Below are 6805 nucleotides of genomic sequence, written 5' to 3'. Positions count from 1 at the left end.
GAGGACGACTTCGGCGCGCTGGGCGACACCTCGACGCTGTCGGACCCGGCCGTCGTCGACGACCTGATCGCCCAACGCCAGAACAAGAAGGGCTGAGACACTCCGGAATGCCGCAGCAAGGAGGGGGGAGTGGACTGCCCCCTCCGGTTGCATCTTTGCGCTCAGTTCGTGTGCCGGTGGCTTTGCGGGCGGATGCTGCGCTGACCTGGGTGATGATCGCGTCAACCAATCACGGCGGCGTGTGTTGCGAAGTGAAAATCTTCTGAATACAAACGCTCGTTGATAAAATACCGCTGGGGAAGACAACTGTGAAGCGACGTGCCTTCTTGTCACTGCTGGGCCTTGCGGCCATCAGCCTTCCCATCTCCGCGCGCCCGGCTGAGGCCTTTCTCTTTGATACGGAAGAAGAGCGCGAGGAACGCCGCAAGCGCCGGGCCCGGAACGCCCGCAAGCGGGAGCGCGAGGAAAAGAAGAGGGCCCGCAAGACGGCCGCAAGGCAGATCAACTACAAGGGGCGGGAGATCGTCGATTTCCAGAGCTCCGAGAAGCCGGGCACCATCATCGTCAAGACACGCGAACGCGCCCTTTATCAGGTGCTGCCGGATGGCCAGGCCAAGCGCTACCTGGTGGCGGTGGGCAAGGAAGGCTTCGCGTGGTCCGGCGTGGCCCGCGTTGGCATGAAGCGCAAGAACCCGACGTGGACGCCACCCGCCGAAATGATCAAGCGCACACCGAAATACGCCAAGTGGAAGAACGGTATGCCGGGCGGCATTCCAGAGAACCCGCTGGGTGCGCGCGCCCTCTACCTGTACGACGGCGGCGGCGACACTATGTACCGCATCCACGGTACCAACGCGCCCTCCTCGATTGGCACGGCGGCCTCCTCCGGCTGCATCCGCATGCTGAACAAGGAGGTGGTGGAATTGTTCAACAACACCCCCGTGGGCACCAAGGTCATCGTCAAGTAGGCATCAAAGCAAGTGGGATCACTTGCGAGTCTTTCTACCCTCACGTCCAAATGCAGGTGAGGGCCTGGTGCACGGGCCGCGTCCCTGATCCTCCGTTCGATCTGGCCCGCAAGCGGGGCTTGTGCCCGTGGGCTGCGTCAAGCGGTCTCAAGGGTGATGCGGACTAGGACCTTTAGCGTAATTGCGATAGTGCGGCGCACAAGGTAGAAATCAAAGCCGGGAACGGGAAAAGTCACACATGGCAGACTCCAGAAACGCAGGGCGTCCTCTTTCACCGCACCTGCAAATCTACCGCGGCGGGCTGACGATGATGATGTCCATCGTCCACCGCGCCACCGGCATCGCGCTCTACGCTGGCACCTTGCTGCTGGTCTGGTGGCTGACGGCGGCTGCCACCTCGGACAGCTATTTCGACCTGGTGCAGGCTGTCTTTGGCAGCTGGATCGGGCAGATCGTGCTGTTCGGCTTCACCTGGGCGCTGGTGCACCATACGCTGGGCGGCATCCGCCACCTGATCTGGGACACGGGGCGGGGCTTCGAGCTCGCCTCGGTCGAGACAGGCGCCAGGCTTACGCTCGCCGCCTCGGTCATCATCACCATCGCCATCTGGGTGATCGCTTACGGAGTGATGTCATGATGCGGAAAACCCCCTTGGGCCGCGTGCTGGGGCTAGGCTCCGCCAAGGCCGGCACCGAACACTGGTGGATGCAGCGGGTCACTGCCATCGCCGGCATTCCGCTCATGGTCTTTCTTATTGGCTTCATCATGGCGCATATCGGTGCGACGCGCGCCGAGTTGGTGGCAAGCCTCGCGAACCCGCTGGCCGCCATACTCCTGGCGCTGACGGTCATCACGCTTCTCTGGCACATGAGGCTGGGTCTGCAGGTGATCATCGAGGATTATGTCCACACGCCAGGCACCAAGTTTGCAGCCCTGCTGCTCAACACCTTCTTCACCGCGGCGATGGGCGTCGCGGCACTCTATGCAATCCTCAAGATGAGCTTCGGACTCTGATGGCTGTTGTCGAAACCAAGAAGAAGGCCCCGAAGAGCTTTACCTTCGGTGGCCGCGCCTATCCGGTGACGGACCACAGCTATGACGTGGTGGTGATCGGTGCGGGCGGTGCGGGGCTGCGCGCCACGCTGGGCGCTTCGCAAGCGGGGCTCAAGACGGCCTGCATCTCCAAGGTCTTCCCCACGCGCTCGCACACGGTCGCCGCGCAAGGCGGCATCGCTGCATCACTCGCCAACATGGGCGCTGATGACTGGCGCTGGCATATGTATGACACGGTGAAGGGTGCCGACTGGCTGGGTGACCAGGACGCCATCGAATATCTCTGCCGCAATGCGCCGACTGCCGTCTACGAGCTCGAGCATTTCGGCATGCCCTTCTCGCGCACCGAGGAGGGCAAGATCTACCAGCGCCCCTTCGGTGGCCACATGATGAACTTCGGCGACGGCCCCCCGGTGCAGCGCACCTGTGCTGCCGCCGACCGCACCGGCCACGCCATGCTGCACACGCTCTATGGCCAGTCCTTGCGCTATGCGGCGGAGTTCTTCATCGAGTATTTCGCGCTCGACCTCATCATGGAGAACGGCGCCTGCCGTGGCGTCGTCGCCATGTGCATGGAGGATGGCTCCATCCACCGCTTCCGCGCGCATGAAACGATCCTGGCAACGGGTGGCTATGGCCGCGCCTATTTCTCCGCCACCTCGGCCCACACTTGCACGGGTGACGGCAATGCCATGGTGCTGCGCGCTGGCCTTCCCTGCCAGGATATGGAATTCGTGCAGTTCCACCCCACCGGCATCTATGGCGCGGGCTGCCTGATCACTGAAGGAGCGCGCGGCGAGGGCGGTTACCTCACCAACAGCCAGGGCGAGCGCTTCATGGAGCGCTATGCGCCCTCTGCCAAGGACCTGGCCTCCCGCGACGTCGTCTCGCGCTCGATGACCATGGAGATCCGCGAGGGCCGCGGCGTGGGTGAGCACAAGGACCACATCCACCTGCATCTGGAGCACCTTGACCCCAAGGTGCTGCATGAGCGGCTTCCCGGCATTTCCGAATCGGCCAAGATCTTTGCCGGCGTTGACGTGACGCGCCAGCCGATCCCCATCCTGCCGACGGTGCATTACAACATGGGCGGCATCCCGACGAACTATCATGGCGAGGTGCTGGCGGGTGACCCGTCGGATCACGAAAAGACCGTTCCGGGCCTGATGGCGGTGGGTGAGGCGGCTTGCGTCTCCGTTCATGGCGCCAACCGGCTGGGCTCGAATTCGCTGATCGACCTTGTGGTGTTCGGCCGCGCGGCGGGCCTGCGTTGCGTGGAGCTGGTGAAGCCCAATGCGCCGCACGCGGACCTTCCGGCCGATGCCGGCGAAATGGCCGTCGCCCGCGTCGATCATTACCGCCATGCCAATGGCGGCACGCCCACCGCCGAGCTGCGCGCCCGCATGCAGAAGACCATGCAGGAGGACGCGGCCGTGTTCCGTACCGGCGAGACGCTGGCGCAGGGCGTGAAGCGCCTGGCTGACGTCTGGAAGGGGATCGACGACATTCGCGTCACCGACCGCTCGCTTGTCTGGAACAGCGACCTGATCGAGACGCTGGAGTTCGAGAACCTGATCCTGCAGGCCGCCACCACGGTGGTCAGCGCCGAGGCCCGCCGGGAAAGCCGCGGCGCCCATGCCCGCGAGGACTTCCCAACCCGAGACGACGCCAACTGGATGAAGCATTCGCTCGCCTGGGCGGACCGCGGCACGAAGACCGTCACCCTGGGTTATCGCCCGGTGCATGACTACACCATGTCGAGCGATATCGACTACATCAAGCCCAAGGCGCGCGTTTACTGATGATGCGGAACCACCGGAACAACTCTTGCATCCTTCCCCCTCGCCCCCACGCACGTGGGGGAGAGGGAGGGGTGAGGGGGTCTCTCCGCCACTCCGCCTTCAGGATCTTCGCGTGCTGCGCCACCCCCTCACCCTGCCCTCTCCCCCACATGCGTGGGGGCGAGGGATATGGTTGTATGAACTGAGCTGGAAAGTCACATGGCCGAATTCACACTTCCCAAGAACTCCAAGGTCCAGCAGGGCAAGGTCTGGCCCAAGCCCCAGGGCAAGCGCCTGAAGGACTTCAAGGTCTACCGCTGGAACCCGGATGACGGGGAGAACCCGCGGGTCGATACCTATTCGGTCGACATGGACAAGTGCGGCCCGATGGTGCTGGACGCGCTCATCAAGATCAAGAACGAGCAGGATCCGACGCTGACCTTCAGGCGCTCATGCCGCGAGGGGATCTGCGGCTCCTGTGCCATGAACATCGACGGCACCAATACGCTGGCCTGCCTCAAGTCCTGCGAGGATGTGAAGGGTGACGTCCGCATCTATCCCTTGCCCCACATGCAGGTGGTGAAGGACCTGGTGCCGGACATGACCCGCTTCTATGCCCAGCACCGCTCGATCGAGCCCTGGCTCAAGACCGTGACGCCGGAGCCCCAGACCGAGTGGAAGCAGTACCCGGATGACCGCAAGAAGCTGGACGGCCTCTACGAGTGCATCCTGTGCGCCTGCTGTTCCACCTCGTGTCCCTCCTACTGGTGGAACGGCGACCGCTATTTGGGGCCCGCCGCCCTGCTGCAGGCCTATCGCTGGCTCATCGATTCGCGCGATGAAGGGACAGGCGAGCGGTTGGACAATCTCGAGGATCCGTTCCGGCTCTACCGCTGCCACACCATCATGAACTGCGCCAAGACCTGCCCCAAGGGGCTGTCTCCGGCCAAGGCCATCGCCGAGATCAAGAAGATGATGGTGGAACGGCGGGTGTAACGTCTTTTGGCGTCACCCCGGCGAAGGCCGGGGCCCAGCTTCGGGCGCCAATCACGCGGAAAGAAAGCTGGATCCCGGCCTTCGCCGGGATGACGAATGGCGGGTGATTTCTGTGTGCGTCCGCCCTTGGTTCGACTGGTGCTGCAGCGCAAAATCCATTATAGCGTCCGCCATCCCAGTTTCAGCAAGAGGCCCCGATGTCGCTCGACAGCTTCAAGTGCCGCAAGACCCTCAAGGTCGGCGTCAAGACCTATACCTATTTCAGCCTGAAGGCGGCCGAGAAGAACGGTCTCACGGGCATTTCGCGGCTTCCCTATTCGCTGAAAGTTCTGCTCGAGAACTTGCTGCGCCATGAGGATGGCCGCTCGGTGACCAAGGATGACATCCTCGGTGTTGCCAAGTGGCTCAAGAACCGTGGGCGTGACGAGAAGGAAATCGCCTTCCGCCCGGCCCGCGTGCTGATGCAGGATTTCACCGGCGTTCCCGCCGTCGTCGACTTGGCCGCCATGCGCGATGCGATGAAGGCGCTGGGCCAGGACCCCAAGAAGATCAACCCGCTCGCCCCCGTTGACCTTGTGATCGACCATTCGGTGATGGTGGACTTCTTCGCCAACTCCAAGGCCTTCAAGCAGAACGTCAACCTCGAGTATGACCGCAACGGCGAGCGCTATACTTTCCTCAAATGGGGGCAGGGCGCGTTTGACAATTTCCGCGTCGTTCCCCCCGGCACCGGCATCTGCCACCAGGTGAACCTCGAATATCTGGCGAAGACCGTTTGGACCCGCACCGACAAGGTGAAGGGCAAGGCCGTGACCTATGCCTACCCCGACACGCTGGTGGGCACCGACTCGCACACCACCATGGTGAACGGCCTGGCCGTGCTCGGCTGGGGTGTTGGCGGCATCGAGGCTGAGGCGGCGATGCTGGGCCAGCCCATCTCCATGCTGATTCCGGAAGTGATCGGCTTCCGCCTCGATGGCTCACTGCCCGAGGGGACGACAGCGACCGACCTGGTGCTGACCGTGACCCAGATGCTGCGCAAGAAGGGTGTGGTCGGCAAGTTCGTGGAATTCTATGGCCCGGGCCTCGCCCACCTCTCGCTCGAGGACATGGCGACGATTGCCAACATGGCGCCCGAATATGGCGCGACCTGCGGCTTCTTCCCCGTCAACGCAGAGACCGTCGCCTATCTGAAGGGCACGGCACGCCCTGCAGCCCAGGTGGCCCTCGTCGAGAAATATGCCAAGGCGCAGGACATGTTCTGGACGCCCAAGGCGGAAGAACCCGTCTTCACCGATACGCTGCAACTCGACCTCGGCACGGTGGTCTCCTCCATGGCCGGCCCCAAGCGCCCGCAGGACCGCGTGGAACTCACCAACGCCGCATCGGGCTTCGCCAAGGTGATGGCGGATGAGTTCAAGAAGGCCGAGGAGCTCGGCAAGCGCTTCAAGGTCGCGAACGCCAACTTCGACATCGGCCATGGCGACGTGGTGATCGCCGCCATCACCTCCTGCACCAACACCTCGAACCCGAGTGTCATGATCGGCGCGGGGCTGCTTGCCCGCAACGCGGTGAAGGCGGGCATCACGTCCAAGCCCTGGGTCAAGACCTCGCTGGCGCCGGGCTCGCAGGTCGTCACCGAATACCTGGCGTCGGCGGGCCTGCAGAAGGATCTCGACAAGATCGGCTTTAACCTGGTCGGTTACGGTTGCACCACCTGCATCGGCAATTCGGGCCCGCTGCCGGAGAACATCTCGGACTCGATCCGCAAGAATGACCTCGTGGCGGCGGCCGTGCTCTCCGGCAACCGCAACTTCGAAGGCCGCGTGAACCCGGATGTGCGTGCGAACTATCTCGCCTCGCCGCCGCTCGTCGTCGCTTATGCGCTGGCTGGCTCGCTCAATGTCGACTTGTCGAAGGACCCGATCGGCCATGACAAGAAGGGCAAGCCCGTCTACCTGAAGGACATCTGGCCCTCCGCCAAGGAGATCGCCGCCTTCGTGAGGA

6 protein-coding genes are annotated in these 6805 nt (G+C 63.5%); all 6 read left to right on the top strand.

Annotated features, from left to right (window positions below):
- Positions 1-308 precede the first annotated feature (308 nt).
- Positions 309-968, top strand: coding sequence for a L,D-transpeptidase (locus ACILRA_RS17705; protein ID WP_395663388.1), 660 nt, complete (start codon positions 309-311; stop codon positions 966-968).
- Positions 969-1206: 238 nt separating this feature from the next.
- Positions 1207-1605: a succinate dehydrogenase, cytochrome b556 subunit gene (sdhC, locus tag ACILRA_RS17700; RefSeq protein WP_395663387.1), complete on the top strand. Its 399-nt coding sequence runs from the start codon at positions 1207-1209 to the stop codon at positions 1603-1605.
- On the top strand, positions 1602-1982 hold the full coding sequence (gene sdhD / locus ACILRA_RS17695) for a succinate dehydrogenase, hydrophobic membrane anchor protein (RefSeq protein ID WP_395663386.1): 381 nt from the start codon (positions 1602-1604) through the stop codon (positions 1980-1982). Before sdhC ends, sdhD begins: the two co-directional genes overlap by 4 nt.
- Positions 1982-3823 carry a succinate dehydrogenase flavoprotein subunit gene (gene sdhA / locus ACILRA_RS17690; protein WP_395663385.1) on the top strand — a complete coding sequence of 614 codons (1842 nt, stop codon included), beginning with the start codon at positions 1982-1984 and terminating at the stop codon, positions 3821-3823. The genes sdhD and sdhA overlap by 1 nt, the downstream gene beginning before the upstream one ends.
- 198 nt (positions 3824-4021) lie before the next feature.
- Positions 4022-4798, top strand: coding sequence for a succinate dehydrogenase iron-sulfur subunit (locus tag ACILRA_RS17685; RefSeq protein WP_395663384.1), 777 nt, complete (start codon positions 4022-4024; stop codon positions 4796-4798).
- A 197-nt stretch (positions 4799-4995) separates the two neighbouring features.
- Positions 4996-6805, top strand: a 1810-nt coding sequence (locus ACILRA_RS17680; RefSeq protein ID WP_395663383.1) for an aconitate hydratase, incomplete at its 3' end; no start/stop codon positions are given.

Source organism: Aestuariivirga sp. (assembly GCF_044239095.1).
In the GTDB taxonomy this organism is placed as follows: Bacteria; Pseudomonadota; Alphaproteobacteria; order Rhizobiales; family Aestuariivirgaceae; genus Aestuariivirga.
This window is presented reverse-complemented; position numbering and strand designations above follow the sequence as displayed.